At 27.3% G+C, this 18,945-nt stretch carries 15 protein-coding genes; 13 read left to right on the forward strand and 2 right to left on the reverse strand.

From position 1 onward, the window contains the following. Positions 1-13 precede the first annotated feature (13 nt). The 5 genes from gcvT to MPF13_RS10455 all read left to right on the forward strand — a co-directional run bounded on the left by gcvT (position 14) and on the right by MPF13_RS10455 (position 4,573). A complete protein-coding gene (gene gcvT, locus MPF13_RS10435) occupies positions 14-1,099 on the forward strand; it encodes a glycine cleavage system aminomethyltransferase GcvT (RefSeq protein WP_249982461.1) in 1,086 nt (361 codons plus the stop codon). 102 nt (positions 1,100-1,201) lie between these two features. After that, positions 1,202-2,317: an SDR family oxidoreductase gene (locus MPF13_RS10440; RefSeq protein ID WP_249982462.1), complete on the forward strand. Its 1,116-nt coding sequence runs from the start codon at positions 1,202-1,204 to the stop codon at positions 2,315-2,317. An 11-nt stretch (positions 2,318-2,328) separates the two neighbouring features. Further along, positions 2,329-3,327, forward strand: a complete 999-nt coding sequence (locus MPF13_RS10445) for a metal-dependent hydrolase (protein WP_249982463.1) — start codon at positions 2,329-2,331, stop codon at positions 3,325-3,327. A 68-nt stretch (positions 3,328-3,395) separates the two neighbouring features. Continuing rightward, positions 3,396-3,890, forward strand: a complete 495-nt coding sequence (locus tag MPF13_RS10450; RefSeq protein ID WP_249982464.1) for a hypothetical protein — start codon at positions 3,396-3,398, stop codon at positions 3,888-3,890. Between the two features lie 86 nt (positions 3,891-3,976). After that, the gene (locus MPF13_RS10455; protein WP_249982465.1) at positions 3,977-4,573 is read left to right on the forward strand and encodes an aspartyl/asparaginyl beta-hydroxylase domain-containing protein; all 597 of its coding nucleotides are present in this window, start codon (positions 3,977-3,979) and stop codon (positions 4,571-4,573) included. A 39-nt stretch (positions 4,574-4,612) separates the two neighbouring features. Here the strand turns inward: MPF13_RS10455 and ychF are convergent, their stop codons facing one another. Together ychF and MPF13_RS10465 are read right to left on the reverse strand one after the other, a co-directional pair. Continuing rightward, a complete protein-coding gene (gene ychF, locus MPF13_RS10460) occupies positions 4,613-5,704 on the reverse strand; it encodes a redox-regulated ATPase YchF (protein WP_249982466.1) in 1,092 nt (363 codons plus the stop codon). Between the two features lie 102 nt (positions 5,705-5,806). After that, complete coding sequence (locus MPF13_RS10465) at positions 5,807-6,157, reverse strand: 4Fe-4S dicluster domain-containing protein (RefSeq protein ID WP_249982467.1); 351 nt, start codon at positions 6,155-6,157, stop codon at positions 5,807-5,809. A 70-nt stretch (positions 6,158-6,227) separates the two neighbouring features. Here MPF13_RS10465 and MPF13_RS10470 point away from each other — a divergent pair, with 70 nt between their 5' ends. The 8 genes from MPF13_RS10470 (at position 6,228) to MPF13_RS10505 (ending at position 18,861) form a co-directional block, all read left to right on the forward strand. Further along, a complete protein-coding gene (locus tag MPF13_RS10470) occupies positions 6,228-7,289 on the forward strand; it encodes an acyl-CoA reductase (protein WP_249982468.1) in 1,062 nt (353 codons plus the stop codon). Positions 7,290-7,396: 107 nt separating this feature from the next. Beyond that, entirely contained in the window at positions 7,397-8,464 is a 1,068-nt protein-coding gene (serC, locus tag MPF13_RS10475) for a 3-phosphoserine/phosphohydroxythreonine transaminase (RefSeq protein WP_249982469.1), read from the forward strand. 27 nt (positions 8,465-8,491) lie between these two features. After that, positions 8,492-9,442, forward strand: a complete 951-nt coding sequence (locus tag MPF13_RS10480; RefSeq protein WP_249982470.1) for a D-2-hydroxyacid dehydrogenase — start codon at positions 8,492-8,494, stop codon at positions 9,440-9,442. After that, positions 9,442-10,107 (forward strand): YggS family pyridoxal phosphate-dependent enzyme, encoded by a 666-nt coding sequence (locus tag MPF13_RS10485; RefSeq protein ID WP_249982471.1) that lies wholly within the window; start codon positions 9,442-9,444, stop codon positions 10,105-10,107. The genes MPF13_RS10480 and MPF13_RS10485 overlap by 1 nt, the downstream gene beginning before the upstream one ends. Then, on the forward strand, positions 10,100-11,209 hold the full coding sequence (locus tag MPF13_RS10490) for a 3'-5' exonuclease (protein WP_349666029.1): 1,110 nt from the start codon (positions 10,100-10,102) through the stop codon (positions 11,207-11,209). The genes MPF13_RS10485 and MPF13_RS10490 overlap by 8 nt, the downstream gene beginning before the upstream one ends. 77 nt (positions 11,210-11,286) lie before the next feature. Then, positions 11,287-13,233, forward strand: a complete 1,947-nt coding sequence (locus tag MPF13_RS10495) for a DUF3858 domain-containing protein (RefSeq protein WP_249982473.1) — start codon at positions 11,287-11,289, stop codon at positions 13,231-13,233. A gap of 95 nt (positions 13,234-13,328) precedes the next feature. Continuing rightward, positions 13,329-14,840 carry a C1 family peptidase gene (locus tag MPF13_RS10500; RefSeq protein ID WP_249982474.1) on the forward strand — a complete coding sequence of 504 codons (1,512 nt, stop codon included), beginning with the start codon at positions 13,329-13,331 and terminating at the stop codon, positions 14,838-14,840. A 7-nt stretch (positions 14,841-14,847) separates the two neighbouring features. Then, positions 14,848-18,861 carry a caspase family protein gene (locus MPF13_RS10505; protein ID WP_249982475.1) on the forward strand — a complete coding sequence of 1,338 codons (4,014 nt, stop codon included), beginning with the start codon at positions 14,848-14,850 and terminating at the stop codon, positions 18,859-18,861. Positions 18,862-18,945: the final 84 nt, after the last annotated feature.

Below are 18,945 nucleotides of genomic sequence, written 5' to 3' on the forward strand. Positions count from 1 at the left end.
GATTGAGAAGCGTATGAAAAATATTGCATTAAATGATATTCACGTTGCTTTAGGAGCTAAAATGGTTCCTTTTGCTGGTTACAATATGCCTGTACAATATGAAGGTGTTACAGCAGAACATTTAACAGTTAGAAATGGTGTTGGTGTTTTTGACGTAAGTCATATGGGTGAGTTTTTAGTATCTGGAGAAAATGCTTTGGCATTGATTCAAAAAGTAACTTCTAATGATGCTTCTAAATTAGAAATTGGTGATGCTCAATACAGTTGTTTCCCAAATGAAGAAAACGGAATTGTAGACGATTTAATTTGTTACAGAATTAAAGAAAACACATATTTACTTGTTGTAAACGCTTCTAATATTGAAAAAGATTGGAATTGGATTTCTAAATATAATGCTGATTTTGGTGCAGAACTAAGAGACTTGTCTGAAGATTATTCTTTGTTGGCAATTCAAGGACCAAAAGCAGTTGAAGCAATGCAATCTTTGTCTTCTTTAGATTTGACAGAAATTCCTTTTTATAAATTTAAAATTAGTGACTTTGCAGGAATTGAAAATGTAATTATATCTGCAACTGGTTATACTGGTTCTGGCGGATTTGAAATCTACTGTAAAAACTCAGAAGTTAAACAAATTTGGAACAAAGTTTTTGAGGCTGGAGCAGATTTTGGCATCAAACCTATTGGTTTAGCAGCTAGAGATACTTTGCGTTTAGAAATGGGTTATTGTTTGTATGGAAATGATATTGACGACACAACATCTCCTATAGAAGCTGGTTTAAGTTGGATAACTAAATTTACAAAAGATTTTGTAAATGCTGATGCTTTAGCTAAAGAAAAAGAACAAAAACCAGAAAGACGTTTGGTTGCTTTTGAATTTGATGAAAGAGGAATACCAAGACAAGGTTATGATATTGTTGATGGTAATGGAAAAGTAATTGGAAACGTTACATCAGGAACTATGAGCCCTTGTTTACAAAAAGGAATTGGTTTGGGTTATGTACCAAGAGTTTTATCTAAATCTGGTACTCAAATTCATATTCAGGTTCGTAAAAAAGCGATTCCTGCTACAATAGTTAAACTACCTTTTTACAAAGGATAATTATACAATTTTATATAAAACTGTTAAAACCTCACGCTTTGTGAGGTTTCTTTGTTTTAAAGAACTAATTTCGCCTGTTGAAATTTTACTAAAATTTAAAGAATGAATTGTTTATTAACTGGAGGAACAGGAATTGTTGGAAGTCATATTATTTTTGAATGGCTGCACAAAGCTATTGTTGAAAAATCAGTAAATCATCTTTTTGTAATCATTAGAGATAGCGAAAAAACGGCTCAAGAACGTTTAATTGCAATTTTAAAAGATGAATCTCGTCCAGAATTTTTAAATCAATTTACTTTAGAAGCATGTTTAGAAAAAATCACTGTTATTTCTAGTGATTTGGCTTCTATTTCAAAAGAAACTTTAAGTAAATATCAATTTGATACAGTAATACATTGTGCAGGATCTACTAACTTATTAAACACAAACGATTCTAAAGAAAAAGTACACACTCAAAATTATTTAGTTACCCAACAATTATTAAACGAATTACCAAAAAATGTCAATCGTTTTCTTTATATAAGTACTGCATATTCATTTGGAATTCAAGACAATAAAGTAAATGACAGTATAGAAGACTATACTGTTACAGATTTTAGAAATCCTTATGAACAGTCTAAATACGAAAGCGAAAAATTTGTAAAAGAAACCTGTGAAAAATTAGGAATTAAATCTCAAATTTTAAGACCAAGTATTATTTGTGGGCGTTTAATTGACATGCCTTTTTATGAAACTCCAAAGTTTGATGTTTTTTATTCTTGGGCCATATTTTTAGCTAAATATGCAAAAAAAGCAAAAGAAAGTTTTAGAATTTGGGTTGATAAAGAAAGTGGTTTAAACATTGTTCCTGTAGATTTTGTTTCAAAAGCAATATTGCACGCATTTTTAACTCCAAGTATTAAAGAACTAAATATTGTAAATCCTAAACAGATTTTACACAAAAATTATGTGGGTGATGTATTAGAGTCTTTTAACATTAATTCTTACGAGTACGTTACAAACAAACCAGAAAACTTAAATGCTTTTGAGCAGTTATATTACAAAAGTATAGGAGGTTTGTTCGAAAAATATGTTTCTATTCCAGATTTACAATTTCAGTCAGATTTAATCCTTAAATTTATCAATCAATTACAACTAGATATTACTTTAGGAGTTCATGAAAACTTTATGAACTTGATTAATTTTTCTGTAGAAAAGAAATTTAGAAAAAGCTATTAAAAAACTCAAATTTGGATTCATTAACGCAAATAGTTTTAGGTGCAGCTGTTGGAGAAGCCATTTTAGGAAAAAAAATTGGCAATAAAGCCATGTTATATGGTGCAATTGCAGGTACAATTCCAGATTTAGACGTTTTAGCAACTCATTTTACAGATACAGTTTCAGCTTTAGAAGTTCATAGAGGATTTACACATTCTATTTTATTTTCTGTACTCTTTGCTCCTATTTTAGCATTTATTGTAACCAAATATGAAAAGCATAAAAACTTTAAAGATTGGTCTTGGCTTTTCTTTTGGGCATTTATTACACATCCTATTTTAGATGCACATACAACTTGGGGAACACAATTATTTTGGCCATTAGATATTCGTTTGGCTTTTAAAAGTGCATTTGTTATAGATCCTTTATACACATTGCCTTTTCTTGTTTTTTTGATATTAGCAATGTTTCAAAAAAGAACAACCAAAAAAAGGCAATTATACAATAATCTAGGATTAATTATAAGTAGTTCTTATCTAGTTATCACCTTAATTTTAAAGGGTATTTCATATCAAACTTTTACAAAAGAATTAAATTCTCAAAACGTTGAATATCTCAATATAAAGACAAAACCAAGTCCTTTAAACACCATTCTTTGGACTGCTAATGTAGAAACCAAAGATGCTTTTTTAATTGGTCATTCTTCATTTTTTGATAAAAATCCGATTCAATTTTCTAGGTATCCTAAAAATCATCATTTGTTAGGAAATTTAATAAATCACAAAAAAACACAAAGAATGATTGCCATTTCTAAAGGATGGTACACCATAAATAAAATAAAAAACACACTTTATTTTAATGATTTACGCTTTGGTACTTTAAGTATAAAACCCAATGCACAAAACTTTGTATTCAAATATAAAATTGAAATAGATTCTAAAGGAATTCCTCATTTTATTGAAGAACCAAAAGATAAACAAGATGCTAAAAAATTGTTATCTGAGTTGTGGTTAAGAATAAAAGGGAATTAGGACAACAAATTGAATTAAGCACACAAATTTTGCATACATTATAACTTGAAAGTTTAAAAATTGATATTATGATTAAGGTTTTTATAGGAATAGGAGTATTATTTTTTATTGGAGTATTATTTTTTTTGAAAAAGAAAAATCCCATTAAAGAGATTAATAATCAATTTAACTGGGAAACAGAAAAAGAATCATTAAAAACAGAATTATTAAGAATATTAATTAATAATCCTGATTTAAATTATTTGGTTATAGATTTTAATAATTATTACATACAATTTATGGGATTTAAAAAAAGTAAAGAAATCTTCTGTGAATGTGTGAGTAATGAATTTTTAAATGAAAAAGCAAAACTAAATACTGTAAAAATTGACAATATTTTAAAATTAAACTTTGTAAAACCAAATGAAAAAGACAAAGAGGGAAATATATCTCCTAACTATTCAAAATATTACAAGGCAGATCAAATTTCAGATTTTAACGAAATATATCTAGATTTGATTTATTTAATGACTAAAGTTTATGGAATTAAAAATGATGAAATTATCAAAGTAAGGTTTGATTAAAAATCACGTATTTCTACTCATTTCAGACTTCTATCAATTTTATACATTCGAACAGACAATATTTTAACCTCTTAAATAAAAGAAGTATGTTCGAAACAAAAACATATCAAATAGACATAAAAGATAGAGTTCAATTACCATTTAAATTTAATGTTACTAAAATGCTTACGGAAACAAAAGCTTTAGCTACAGAACAATTTGAATATTATAAAGTAATACAATTAAGAGCGCCTGCTCATTTAGTAGATACTTCTTTGCCTTTTCCACCTCCAGCTAAAGATTATGCAGATGGTTCTTGGACTAAATGGCTAAATACTAATTCTTTAGAAAAATCTCCATATTTAAAAAGTATCATTGAAAAATTTCAGAAACACACATCAGTTACTTTGGTTAGATTATTAAGACTTGCACCAAATTCTGAAGTTAAAGAACATACAGATCCTACTTTAGGTTTAGAGGTAGAAAAATCGGTAATTAGACTAACAATACCTATTTTAAATAATGATAAAATGGTTTTTAATTTAAATAAAACTCCTGTTAATATGAAACCTGGTGAATGTTGGTATTTAGATTTAACAAAACCTCATGAAGTATTAAACAACGTAAATGAAGAACGCATAAACTTAACTATAGATATAATTCCAAATGATTGGTTAAAAGAATTAATAAAAAAATCCCAATAATTTCTTATTGGGATTTTTTTTAATTTATTTTTTAAATAATTACACGTTAAATCTAAAGTGCATTACATCTCCATCTTTTACAACATACTCCTTACCTTCTACTCTCATTTTACCAGCTTCTTTAACTTTTGCTTCACTTCCAAAAGTTACATAATCTTCATAAGAAATTGTTTCTGCTCTAATAAAACCTTTTTCAAAATCTGTATGAATTACTCCTGCAGCTTGTGGTGCTGTAGAACCAATAGGAATGGTCCAAGCTCTAACTTCTTTTACTCCTGCTGTAAAATACGTTTGTAAGTTTAATAATTTATACGCAGAACGTACCAATCTAGAAACACCAGCTTCTTCTAAACCAATGTCTTCTAAAAACATTTGACGCTCTTCATAATCTTCTAATTCAGTAATATCTGCTTCTGTACCAACTGCTAAAACTATAACTTCTGCATCTTCTTCTTTTACAGCTTCTCTTACTTTTTCTACATATTCGTTTCCAGAAACTGCAGAATTTTCATCAACATTACAAACATATAACACTGGTTTAGAGGTAATAAATTGTAAAGATTGTACAAATTCAATTTCTTTTTCAGAAAAATCTAAAGCTCTAACAGAAGTTCCTTGCAATAAAGTTTCTTCAACTTTTAATAAAACAGCTAATTCTGCTTGTGCTTCTTTATTTCCTGTTTTTGCAGTTCTTTTAACTCTTTCTAAACGTTTTTGAACCGTTTCTAAATCTTTTAATTGTAATTCAATATCAATTGTTTCTTTATCTCTAACAGGATCAATAGAATTATCAACATGAATTATATTATCATTATCAAAACAACGTAAAACATGTAAAATAGCATCTGTTTCTCTAATATTTGCTAAAAACTGATTTCCTAAACCTTCTCCTTTACTTGCTCCTTTTACCAATCCAGCAATATCTACAATCTCTACTGTTGCAGGTAAAACTTTTTCTGGATTAACCAATTCTTCTAATTTCTCTAAACGAGTATCAGGTACATTAACTACACCTAAATTTGGTTCAATTGTACAAAAAGGAAAGTTTGCACTTTGTGCTTTTGCATTTGATAAACAGTTAAATAAAGTTGATTTTCCTACGTTTGGTAATCCTACAATTCCGGCTTTCATGTAAATAAATTTTGCGAGTGCAAATATAGCCTTTTATTCATAAAAAAACCTCGAATAAATTCGAGGTTTCTTCTAAATAGAATCTATATTAAGATATTCTTATTATTCGTTATGCATAAAACTTTGTTTTGCTAACAATTCTTCTTCTGTTTCTACAACGTCATCATCAGGAACACAACAATCTACAGGACATACTGCTGCACATTGTGGCTCTTCATGAAAACCTTTACACTCTGTACACTTATCTGGTACAATGTAATAAAGTTCGTCAGAAACTGGTTCTTGATCTTCATCTGCATTAACAGATTTTCCACTTGGTAATACTACATCACCACTTAAATCTGTACCATCTGCATACTTCCAATCGTCTGCTCCTTCGTAAATTGCAGTGTTAGGACATTCTGGTTCACAAGCCCCACAATTTATACATTCATCTGTTATTATTATTGCCATAGTTTTCTGTTCTGTTTTTGTACCTTTGCAGTTGCAAAAATAAAGCCAAAATTATTTACAACCAAAATAAATGATTAGTATTCAAAACAGAATTACTGCATTCGCAAAATTAGGACACTTTTTAAGCCAGTTTTCTATCGATAATATAAATAAAATAGATAATATTGAGCATAATGATTTATTTTTTGATGGTTTTTTACATCAAATTAAAATTGCACAAGAAAATAACTCATGGTTTACCAAAGATAATATCTTATTTTCTTTACAAAGTTGGAGTAAATCTCTAACTGAAAGCAATTTAACTGAATTTACAAAAAACATAAATTCAGATACTATTAGTGGTAAAAAAGTTGCTATAATTTTAGCAGGTAACGTTCCTTTAGTTGGTTTTCACGACTTTTTATCTGTTTTAATCTCTGGTCATTCAGTTTTAGTAAAACAATCTTCTAACGATAAGCACATTTTACCCTTTTTAGCTAAATATTTAGAGTATGTTGAGGAAGATTTTAAAGGAAAAATCACTTTTACAGAAGAAAAGTTGTCTAATTTCGACGCAGTAATTGCTACAGGAAGTGATAATACAGCACGTTATTTTGAGTATTATTTTAAAGACAAACCAAATATTATAAGAAAAAGCAGAAATTCTGTAGCAGTAATTACTGGTAAAGAAACAGAAGAGGATTTTGTAAAATTATCTGATGATGTTTTTCAATATTTTGGTTTAGGTTGTAGAAGTGTTTCTAAATTATATGTTCCTAAAGATTATAATTTTGATACTTTTTTTACAGGAATGTATGCTAAAAAAGACATTATTAATAATGCTAAATATGCTAATAATTACGATTATAATAAAGCAGTGTATTTAATGAGCGAATTTGATTTATTAGAAAACGGTTTTTTAATGATAAAAGAAGATGAAAGCTACTCCTCTCCTATTGCCTCCGTTTTTTATGAATATTATGATAACGAAATAGATTTAAAAATAAAATTACATCAAGATAGAGAAAAAATTCAGTGTATTGTTGCCAAAGACTTTATAGAAAATGAAGTTGCTTTTGGGCAAACTCAACATCCAAAGTTAAACGACTTTGCAGATGGTGTAAACACTTTAGAGTTTTTATCTAAAATATAAATTAATAAAGTTGTCATTTTGAACGAAATGTAAAGGAGTAGAAAAATCTATCAGATTTCTCCATAAAGTTGAAATGACAATCTCAAAAAAATTTGAAATTCAATAAAATGAAAAAACATAATTTTAGTGCTGGTCCTTGTATTTTACCAGAGGAAGTACTTAAAAAAGCATCTGAAGCAATCTTAAATTTTAATGATGATAATTTATCATTAATAGAAATTTCTCACAGAAGTAAACCTTTTGTTGCAGTAATGGAAAAAGCACGTTCTTTAGCTTTAGAATTATTAGGTTTAGAAGGTAAAGGATACAAAGCTTTGTTTTTACAAGGTGGTGCAAGTATGGAGTTTTTAATGGTTGCTTACAATTTATTAAATAAAAAAGCAGCTTATTTAAATACAGGTACTTGGTCTGATAAAGCTGTTAAAGAAGCAAAAGCTTTTGGAGAAATGGTAGAAGTTGCATCTTCTAAAGACAAAGGTTATAACTATATTCCTAAAGGATATTCAGTTCCAGAAGATGTAGATTATTTTCACTGTACAAGTAATAATACTGTTGCAGGTACTCAAATTAATGAATTTCCAGAAACTAATGTTCCTCTAATTTGTGATATGAGTTCAGATATTTTTTCTCGTCAACTAGACTTTGAAAAGTTCGACTTAATCTATGCTGGTGCTCAAAAAAACATGGGACCTGCAGGAACAACTTTGGTTATTATTAAAGAAGATATTTTAGGAAAAGTAGAAAGACACATTCCTTCTATGTTAAACTACCAAATTCATTTAGATAAAGACAGCATGTTTAATACACCTTCTGTTTTTGCTGTGTATGTTTCTATGTTAACTTTACAATGGTTAAAAGATTTAGGTGGTGTTAAATTTATTGAAGAAGTAAATAATAAAAAAGCAGCACTTTTATATGCTGAAATTGACAGAAATCCTTTATTTAAAGGAATTGTAGCCAAAGAAGACAGAAGTAAAATGAATGCAACTTTTGTTTTAACTGATGAAAGACTCACAGAAACTTTTAATAAAATGTGGGCAGATGCAGGTATTAGTGGTTTAAATGGTCATAGAAGTGTTGGTGGTTATAGAGCAAGTATGTACAATGCTTTACCACTTTATAGCGTACAAGCATTAGTAGATGTAATGCAAGAATTAGAAAGAACTCAATCTTAAAAATAGTAAATTTTCGAAATAATTTAGATGAAGATATTAGCAAATGATGGAATTTCTGAAAGCGGTAAAGAAGCTTTAGAAAAAGGTGGTTTTGAAGTATTAACTGTAAAAGTAGCTCAAAATCAATTAGAAAATTATATCAATGAAAATAATGTTGATGCAATTTTAGTTAGAAGTGCAACACAAGTTAGACAAGAATTAATAGAAGCTTGCCCTAGTTTAAAGTTAATTGGACGTGGAGGAGTTGGTTTAGACAATATTGATGTAGAATATGCAGAAGATAATGGTTTGCATGTAATTAATACTCCAGATGCATCTTCTAGTTCTGTTGCAGAATTAGTTTTTGCACATTTATTTGGAATGGTAAGGTTTTTACATTCTTCTAACAGAGAAATGCCTTTAGAAGGAGATTCTCACTTTAAAGAATTAAAAAAAGCATATGCTCAAGGAATTGAATTAAGAGGTAAAACCATAGGTATTATTGGCTTTGGCAAAATTGGTCAAGAAGTTGCAAAAATTGCTATTGGTTTAGGTATGAAAGTTTTAGCTACTGATGAAGAAGTAGAAAGTGCTCCTATAACATTAGAGTTTTTTAACGGACAAAAATCTACTTTTACAATTCATACAATAGAAATTGATGAAATATTAAAAGAATCAGATTTTATTTCTTTACACACTCCTGCATTAGAAGAATATATTATTACATCTTCAGAAATAGAAAAAATGAAAGATGGTGTTGGTATTATAAATACTGCAAGAGGTGGTTTATTAAATGAAGTAGATTTAATAAATGGAATTGAAAGTGGAAAAGTACAGTATGCAGGTTTAGACGTTTTTGAAAGCGAACCTTCACCAGAAATTCAATTATTAATGAATCCAGAATTGTCTTTAACACCTCATATTGGTGCAGCTACTTTAGAAGCTCAAGACAGAATTGGATTAGAATTGGCAAAACAAATTCTAGAACTTTTACGTTAATGAGTAACATTGCCCAAAATTTAATATATATAAATCAACAACTTCCTGAAGAAGTAACATTAGTTGCTGTTTCTAAAACCAAACCTATTGTAGACATACAAGAAGCATATAATGCTGGTCAACGAATTTTTGGTGAGAATAAAATTCAGGAAATGGTTGAAAAATATGATGCCTTACCAAAAGATATTAAATGGCATATGATTGGTCATTTACAAAGTAATAAGGTAAAATACATGGCTCATTTTGTAGATTTAATTCATGGAGTTGATAAATTATCAACTTTAAAAGAAATAAATAAACAGGCAAAAAAACACAATAGAGTTATTGATTGTCTTTTACAAGTAAAAATTGCCAAAGAAGATACAAAATTTGGATTTTCACATGATGAAATTATCAATACTTTAAATAGTGATATAATAAATACATTTGAAAACGTTAAAATTGTTGGTTTTATGGGAATGGCTACATTTACAGACAACCAACAACAATTACAAGAAGAGTTTTTATCATTAAAAAAATTATTTACAGAATTAAAAGTTAAAAACACTTCACTTAAAGTATTATCTATGGGAATGAGTGGAGATTTTAAGCTAGCAATAAAAAATGGTAGCACAATGGTAAGAGTTGGTAGCTCAATATTTGGTCATAGAAATTATAATCCTTAAATTTAGGTTAAAGAAAAAGAATTTGTACGCAATTTTAGATATAGAAACAACAGGAGGTAAATTTAATGAAGAAGGAATTACAGAAATTGCTATCTACAAATTTGACGGTCATTCTACTGTAGATCAATTTATAAGCTTGGTAAATCCTGAAAAACCAATACAAGAATTTGTTGTAAGACTTACTGGTATTAACAATAAAATGCTTAAAAATGCTCCTAAATTTTATGAAGTTGCAAAACGAATTATAGAAATTACCAAAGATTGTATATTAGTAGCACATAATACTGCTTTTGATTACAGAATACTAAGTACCGAATTTGACAGATTAGGTTATCAATACCACAGAAATACTTTATGTACAGTAGAGTTAAGTCAAAAATTAATCTTAGACCAACCATCTTACAGCTTAGGAAAACTTACAAAATCTTTAGGAATTCCTATGTCAGATAGACATAGAGCTTCTGGAGATGCTTTAGCAACAGTACAACTCTTTAAATTATTACTAGAAAAAGATACCAATAAAACTATAATTCAAAGTTCTATAAAATACTTTGACAAAAGAAATCATAAACAAAAATTAAGAACTTTGTTAGATGATATTCCTACAGTACAAGGTGTTTATTATGTTCATGATACAAATGGAAAAGTTATCTTTTTAGGAAGAGGAAATAATATAAAATCTGAAGTAAATAAACTTTTTTTAAAGGTTACAAAAAGGGCTATTAAAATTCAAGAAAGAGCAGAATCTATTTCTTATGATGAAACTGGTAATGAGCTTTTTACGAGATTAAAATATGCTGTAGAGTTAGATGTATTATCACCAAAATTCAACTTTAAAAAGAAAGCTAAAACCACTACACAAGACTTTAATAATGAAGATTTTATAATTATAGAAAAAGGGAGAGAAGTAGAAGAACATGCTGTAATTTTAGTTGAACAAAATGAAGTTTTTGGTTATGGATATACCAACTTAAATTTTCAAGAAAAAAAATTAGATATTTTAAAAACTGTATTAACTCCTGTAGAAAATAAAATACAATCTAAAAATATCATCAAGAACTATATCAATAAAAATAAGGTTCAAAAAATTATACGTTTATAAGTATAAAAAATTCTTATTTAATTTCAGTAAACCTATATTTATAAGTAAATTAGCTTTTAAAAAAAGTTACTTTATTAATGAAAAAGATTGCCCTCCTACTCCTACTTTCAACTAGTTTTATTATTGCTCAAAAAAAGAAATCAACTAAAATGGGATTAACCACTTTAGATGAATTAAAAATGACAGTTTATGATAAAGATTCTACTGCAACTGCAGTAGTTTTATATGAACATGCAAATCGTTATCCAGATAAAGCCAATAACGAAATACCAAGAACAGATTATTATTATAGAATTAAAATATTAGACAAAGCTTCTTTTGATTTAGCAAATATTGTAATAGGTATATATAAAGACCAAAGAGTTAAAGATATAAGTGCAAAAACCTATAATTTAACAGACTTAGGTACAATGGATATTTCAACAGTTTTAGAAAAAGATATATTTTCTATTACCGAAAATAAAAACTGGAAAAGTAAAAAATTTACGTTACCTAATATAAAAAAAGGAAGTGTTATAGAATATAAATATAGTATTACATCTCCTTATTTAAGTATAGACGATTGGGTTTTTCAATCTGATATACCCAAAATAAAAAGTGAATTAGATGTTTCTATCTTAGGAAACTATCAGTACAATGTAAAAAAAATAGGGTACTTAAAATTAGATAAAAACGAGCCCTCAGTAGATAAAAAATGTGTCTATGTACCTGGAATAGGAAATGGAGCTTGTGCAGTATACTCTTATGGAATGTATAATATACCTGCCTTTAAAGAGGAAGATTATATGCTAAGTAAGAAAAATTATATGTCTCGTATTTCTTTTGATTTAAAATCGAGAACTAGTTATAGAGGTGAAGTAAAAAATTATACAACAACCTGGAAACAAGCAGACAAAAGTTTAAAAGAAAGTTTTTTCAACAATCAAACATCAAAAAAGAGTTTCTTTAAAAAATCGATTCCAGAAGCAATTTTATTAACAGAAAATAAACTTGAAAAAGCTAAAAAAATATTTAGTTTCATACAAAATCATTATTCTTGGAATGGAAAATTTTGGACCAATGAAGATGCCAAAATCAAACAAGCTTTTCAAGAAAAAACAGGAGATATTGGAGAAATAAACCTGTCTTTATATAATAGTTTAAAAGCTGCTAATTTAGATGCTAATCTTGTAGTTTTATCTACAAGAAACAACGGAATTCCAACAAAAATTTTCCCTGTTATATACGATTATAATTATGTAATTGTTAAAACTGTTATTGATGACAAAGAATACTTTTTAGATGCAACTGATAAGTTTTTACCTTTTGGTGAATTACCTGTAAGAACTTTAAATGGAGAAGCAAGAGAAATAAACTTTAAAGAAAAAAGTACTTGGGTGCTTCTAAAACCTAAATATAAATCTTTAGTTAATGTGGTTGCTAAATTAAATTTAACTCAAGAAGGGGTTTTTGAAGGAAATTTAATAATTAATAAAAGTGGATATTTTGCTAGTAACCAACGTAAAAAAATATCTTCAAGAAGTGAAGATGATTATCTAGAAGATTTTGAAGCAAAAAATATAGATGTAGAAGTTGAAGATTATAATGTAAAAAATCTTACAAATTTAGATAAAACATTAAATGAACTATTTAAGATTAGAATTGAAATGAATGAGGAACTAGGAAATAAAATAAGAATAAATCCTTTTATTTTTGATAGAGTTTCTAATAATCCGTTTAAATTAAAAGAAAGAAATTATCCTGTTGATTTTGCATATTCTAGATATAAAAACTATTACTTAAACCTAGAAATACCAGACAATTATAAAATTGTAAGTTTACCTAAAAAGAAAGCAATATCATTACCAAATAAAGGAGGTAAATTTACACTTAACATTGTACAAAGAAATAACATTATTAATATTTCTAGTAGAATTCATATCAGTAAAAGTATCTTTTCTAGTGAAGACTATTTTGCTTTAAAAGAGTTTTACAAACAAATAATTTTATCTGAAAAAGGAGATATAATTTTAGAAAAAATATAACTTTTTAAATGTTTGAATAAAAAATACGTCAAATGACGTATTTTTTTTTTCTATATTTAGACAGATTTTTGCTTTGTAACTCTAAAACACTTAAAATGAAAAATTTATCTACATTCTTAGTTTGTTTATTTTTTTCTTGTTTATTATTTTCTCAAGAAGAATTTGGTACAGGTTTAAAATTTGATGAAAACTTATATAATGAAATTCCACAATCTGTTCCTATAATTACAAGAAGTTTTACTTCAATGCCATCTTCTTATAGTTTAAAAGGGTATGCTCCTACTCCTGGAAACCAAGGTAGACAAGGTTCTTGTGTTGGTTGGGCAAGTGCATATGGAGCAAGAACCATTGCAAATGCAATAAAAAATGGTTGGAAATACAATACATCTAAAATAAATCAGAATACATTTTCTCCTGCTTATGTATACAATCAAATAAGATATAATGCAAAATGCGAAGGTGCTTATATAGAAAATGCTATGAAGGTTATGAATAGTAATGGTGCTGCTAAATTAACAGATTTTCCATACGATTATAGAACTTGTTTAAAAACACCTTCTAATTATGTAAACAGTAGAGCAAAAGATCATAAAATTTTAAATTTTGAAAGACTTGCAAAATGGAACAACCCATATAATTTAGTGAGCAAAGTTAAAAAAGCAATCTCTCAAAAAAACCCTGTTGTTATTGGTTTATTCCGTTTTTCTAGTTTAAAAACAGATATGAACAATGTGTGGATACCTAGTACAGGTAAATCTGGTCATGCAATGGTTGTTGTTGGTTATGATAATTATAAAGCTGGTGGTTCTTTTGAGGTTATGAACTCTTGGGGAACACGTTTTGGTAAAAATGGTTTTTTCTGGATTAGGTATGAAGACTTTAAAAAACAAGTAAAAACAGCTTATGTTTTAGTAGATAAAAGCAGTAATAACAACGATTCAAATAATAATAATAATAATAATAATAATAATAATAATAATAATAATAATAATAATAATAATAATAATAATAATAATAATTACAACAACACTACTACAGTTAGTAAATTAGGTGGAGAACTAACTTTAAAATTAAGTAATGGTAAAAATATGCCTATTGTTTTAGCAGATGGTGCAACAAGAAATTTTAATATCGTAAAAGCAACTAAAACTACTTATAAAGTTAATAATACCTACACTTCTGGTACACAGTTTAGAATTTACTTAAAAAGCAAACAAAGAGGTTATGTTTATTTAATTGGGTATGGATCTGGAGACAAATCTGTAAATAAATTATACCCTTTTGAAAATTTTAGTGACTATTTTAATTACACAAATAGTGAAATTGCATTACCAAGTGAAGATTATTTTATAGAGTTTGATAACAAACCTGGTAGAGATATTCTTTGTGTATTATATAGTAAAGAAAAATTAAATATAAATGATATTGTTAGTAAAGCTAAATACGGTTCTGGAGATTTTGTCTCTAGAGTAAAAAAAGCATTAAGTACTAAAATGTTTAAAGGAACAGATGTTTCTTTTAGCCAAAACAAAGTATCATTTAATGCAACTTCTAAAAGTTCTTCTGCTAAAGTTGTCCCTATTTTTATAGAAATGAATCACCAATAACAAAATTATGAAAACGCTAAAAAGTATACTTTTTTTATTTTTATTTATTACCACTAGCCTCTTTAGCCAAAATAGTGACCAATACGTTTATCAAGAAAACTTCGATAATAAAGGTACGTGGCCAACTGGTAGTAATGATAACAGATCATTAAGTGTTTTTAATGGTAGATATTATTTTGAACACAAAAGATCAAAAGAATCTTGGAAAGTTTCTACATCTACTTTTAATCTTGACACCTCAAAAGATTTTGATATGGATATTTCTATTCAAAAAATTTCTGGTGTAGATAATTACGGAATCTCATTTTTATATGATTATAAAGATTCTAACAACTATAAAGAGTTTGCTTACACTGCAAATGGTTATTTTAGAGTAGCAAAAAACGAAAGCAGTACTTACACCAACATTAAAGAGTGGACAAAATCTGATAAAATAAAAAAAGGAAATTATAGCGTTAACCAATTAACAGTTTCTAAAAGAGGAAGTACAGTTACTTTTTATATAAACAACTCTAATGTTTATAGTACTTCATTTAAAAGATTTGTGGGTAAACAAATGGCTTTAAATTTATATAGAAACCAAAAAGTTTCTATAGATTTTATAAAAGTTAAGCAAATAAATAATAATACAAATAACAACACATTTACATCAAATAAAACAATTCTTTTTGAAGGCTTTAATAACAACAACAACAATTGGCCAACAAAAGAAGATGGTGACGTTTCTTTAGAAATCAGAAATGGAGATTATATTTTTGATCATAAAAGAGCCAGTGGTGGTTGGTCTTCTACTTTAGTAAATAAAATAAATACTTCAAGAAATTTTAAAATTAGCGCACAAATTAAAAAATTAGCAGGTATACAAAACAACGGTTTTGGGTTAATTTTTGGAAGAGAAGACTCTAATAATCAAAACATGTTTTTTATATCTGGTAATGGTTCTTATGTTATTAAACATATAAAAGATGGCACACAGTCTTTTACAAAAGATTGGACAGAATCTAGCCATATTAAAACTGGAGATGGAGCTGTAAACTATTTAAAAGTAGAAAAAGATGGCAGTAAATTAAAATATTACATTAACAGTAATCTAGTGTATACATCCTATTCTTATGAATTTTATGGAGACAGAACAGGATTTATTGTTTATGGAAAACAAAAAATATCTATTGGCTATTTAAGTATGGCCTATACAGATAGTAAATCTAACAACAATAATAACAACAGCAACAATAAAGACAAAACCACTAAAACCATACTTTATGATAGTTTTTATTCTAACAAAAATGGTTGGGCAATTGCAGATGAAGATTTAACTAAGTTAGAAATTAAAAATAGTAAATATTACTTTCAATATACAGGAAATAAAGGTTGGACAACCACTAAAGGTTTTGATTTTGATGCCACAAGAGATTTTAAAGTAGAAGCCTCTATTCAAAAAATATCTGGTATAAAAAACAATGGTTTTGGTATTGTTTTCGGAAGACAAGATGGAGACAATCAACATCAATTTTTAATAAATGCACTTGGTAGTTATTCTATAGATAAATATGAAAATGGAAAGTTAAATACACTTGTTGAGTGGACTAAATCTTCTGCAATTAAAAAAGAAAACTACTCTACCAACCTTTTAAAAATGGAAAAAAGAGGTAGCAAGTTTTATTATTACATAAATAACTCTTTAGTTTACACAGGTTCATATATGAAAGTGTATGGTAAACGTTATGGATTCTCAATTTTTGACCCTCAAAAAATTGCTGTAGATCATATTTATATTTCTTATTTAGACAATGGTCCAAACAACAATAACATTTTTAATAATAACACTAAGTTTAAGGGAGATTTAGTTTTTAGTGATGATTTTAATGTTGGTAATACCAATGAATGGGCAACTCAAAATGATGAAAAAATCCATTTTAGATTTAAGAACGGAAAATATCATATACAACATAAAAGAAAAGAAAAGGGTTGGTCTACTTACATTTCTAAGAAATTTGATAGCTCTAAAGATTTTGAAATAGAAACTAAAATTGACAAAATTAGTGGTGTAACCAACAACTCTTATGGTTTAACTTGGGGACTAGATGATAATAATAGTTTTAGATTTTTTATAGCAAGTACAGGGTATTATAAAATTTCTAGAACCGTAAATAATAAAGAAGAAATAATTGTAAAATGGACAAAATCTTCTAATATTAATCAAAACAATGGAGCTTCTAACATTTTAAAAGTTAGAAGAGATGGAGAATATTACAAATACTACATAAATAATAGATACATAACTAAAACAGATTTTGAACCTTTTTACGGAGATAAAATTGGTTATGTAGTTTATTCAGATCAAGAAATAGCTATAGATTATTTAAAAATTTATAAAGTAAAAAGTAATAACAACACAAATATTGTAACCAATAAAAAATTAACACTTCCTGTTTATGATAATTTTGATGGCAATAAAAATGGTTGGAATTTAGAAGATTCTGATGATTATTCTGTAGCTATTGCAAATAGCAAACTATTACTACACAAGAAAAAAGAAGGAGGAATTTTTATTAGTAGAGATGTAACTATAAATACAGAAAAAGATTTTATTATTGAAACTGCTTTAAGTAGAGTTACAAAATCTACAGACGGACTTTATGGTATTACTTTTGGAAGAAAAAATTCTTCAAACGAATATTCATTCTTATTCTCTGGTAATGGAAGTTATATCTACAGAAAGTTTGACAACGATGTTTACAAAAAAATTATTCCTTTTACAGAATCTTCTGCTATTAAAACTGGCATAGGAGAATCTAACAAAGTTAAAATTGTAAAATCTGGTAATTTATTACGTTTTTACATCAATGATCAATATGTAAATGAAACTCCTTTTGAAGGTTTCTTTGGAAGTAAATTTGGATATAGTATTTATTATGATAAAAAAATAGCTGTAGATTATTTAGATATTAAATACCAATCTTCTAACTTTAACAATCCACCTGTTGTTGTAATTACTTCTCCTAATGTAGAAGCTAAAAGAGGTTTTAAAATTGTAAAAACTAAAAGAATTCAAGTTAAAGGAAAAGCAACAGATTCTGATGGTATATACGAAATAACAGTAAATGGTATAGAAGCAAACGTTGCAGAAGATGGTACTTTTATTGCAAACGTACCTTTAAAATATGGTAAAAACGATTTAATAGTAAAAGCTACAGATTTAAAACAAGCTTCTTCTACTAAAACATTTGTTATTAAAAGAAACTCTCCAATTATAGACAATACTATAATTACAGATAATAAAATAGACAAACTAGATATTGGTTTTGGTAAATACCATGCTTTAATTATTGGTGTTAGTGAGTACAAAGACGAAAGTATTGTAGATTTAAATGGAGAACCAACTAAAGATGCAGATGCTTTAGCTAGTTTATTAATTTCTAAATACAATTTTAGCCAACAAAATGTTACTGTTTTAAAAAATCCTACAGAAAATCAAATTATAAAACAGTTATACACACTAAGAAAAAACGTTGGTAAAAATGACAATTTAGTAATTTTCTATGCTGGTCATGGTAACTATGATGAAGCAAGTGAAAAAGGTTATTGGATGCCTGCTGATGCAGAAATGGAATTTGAAGGAAATGTAATTTTAAACACAAGTATTGTTTCTTACATAAAATCTATTAACTCTAAACATACTTTATTAATTGCAGATGCTTGTTTTAGTGGTAGTATTTTATCTACAAACAGAAATTATAGCAAAGCTTCAAATGCTGTAAAAACTAAATATTCTTTACCAAGTAGAAGAGCAATTACAAGTGGTACATTAACAACAGTACCTAATAAAAGTGTATTTATGAAGTACTTGTTAAAAAGATTAAGAGAAAATACCAAAACATATTTATCTGCTGGTCAATTATTTAACATGATAGAAGATCCTGTAATTAATAATACTTCTGGAGATAACAAACCTCAATATGCACCAATTAGTAGAACTGGTGATGAAGGTGGAGATTTTATATTTATAAAAAATAATTAAACATGTATATCACTTAAAAATAAGCTCTTGTTAATTATAACAAGAGCTTATTTTTTATAACGCAATTAATAGCTTTATATTTGT

Origin of the sequence: Polaribacter sp. Z022, from assembly GCF_023555495.1 — a bacterium.
Classification (GTDB): Bacteria; Bacteroidota; Bacteroidia; order Flavobacteriales; family Flavobacteriaceae; genus Polaribacter.